Genomic DNA, 618 nt, shown 5'->3' with positions numbered 1-618 from the left:
AGGCATGTTAACCACTACACCACGGGACCATTTGGTTGCGGGGACAGGATTTGAACCTGCGACCTTCGGGTTATGAGCCCGACGAGCTACCGTACTGCTCCACCCCGCGATGATATAATATGTAATTTAAGAAAAAATGGAGGAGGTAGAGGGATTCGAACCCCCGCGCGACTCTCGCCGCCTGTCGGTTTTCAAGACCGATCCCTTCAGCCGAACTTGGGTATACCTCCGAGATATAAACCTTTAGTGGTGGACCTTGTAGGACTCGAACCTACGACCGGACGGTTATGAGCCGTCTGCTCTAACCAGCTGAGCTAAAGGTCCTTTATGGTAGCGGCGGAGGGGATCGAACCCCCGACCTCACGGGTATGAACCGTACGCTCTAGCCAGCTGAGCTACACCGCCATAAATGATATTAAAATAAGTGGAGCCTAGCGGGATCGAACCGCTGACCTCCTGCGTGCAAGGCAGGCGCTCTCCCAGCTGAGCTAAGGCCCCATGTTTTTGGGAATATCGGGAAGACAGGATTTGAACCTGCGACCCCCTGGTCCCAAACCAGGTGCTCTACCAAGCTGAGCCACTTCCCGTTAATAAAAGCGCGCCCGAGAGGAGTCGAAC

General features: G+C 54.4%; 6 tRNA genes. All 6 read right to left on the bottom strand.

Annotated elements, in window-relative coordinates:
* Window positions 1–32: 32 nt before the first annotated feature.
* A tRNA-Met gene (locus MR170_RS30975) sits at window positions 33–109 on the bottom strand.
* Window positions 110–137: 28 nt separating this feature from the next.
* Window positions 138–230 (bottom strand) — tRNA-Ser (locus MR170_RS30970).
* A 17-nt stretch (window positions 231–247) separates the two neighbouring features.
* Window positions 248–324 (bottom strand) — tRNA-Ile (locus tag MR170_RS30965).
* 4 nt (window positions 325–328) lie between these two features.
* Window positions 329–405: transfer RNA gene (locus MR170_RS30960), tRNA-Met, on the bottom strand.
* 20 nt (window positions 406–425) lie between these two features.
* Window positions 426–498, bottom strand: a tRNA-Ala gene (locus tag MR170_RS30955).
* A 15-nt stretch (window positions 499–513) separates the two neighbouring features.
* Window positions 514–587: transfer RNA gene (locus MR170_RS30950), tRNA-Pro, on the bottom strand.
* Window positions 588–618: the final 31 nt, after the last annotated feature.

This window comes from Bacillus cereus group sp. BfR-BA-01524 (genome assembly GCF_022662595.1).
GTDB lineage: Bacteria > Bacillota > Bacilli > Bacillales > Bacillaceae_G > Bacillus_A > Bacillus_A thuringiensis_S.
The sequence above is the reverse complement of the archived record's forward strand: the minus strand, read 5'-3'. Positions and strand labels throughout refer to the sequence as shown.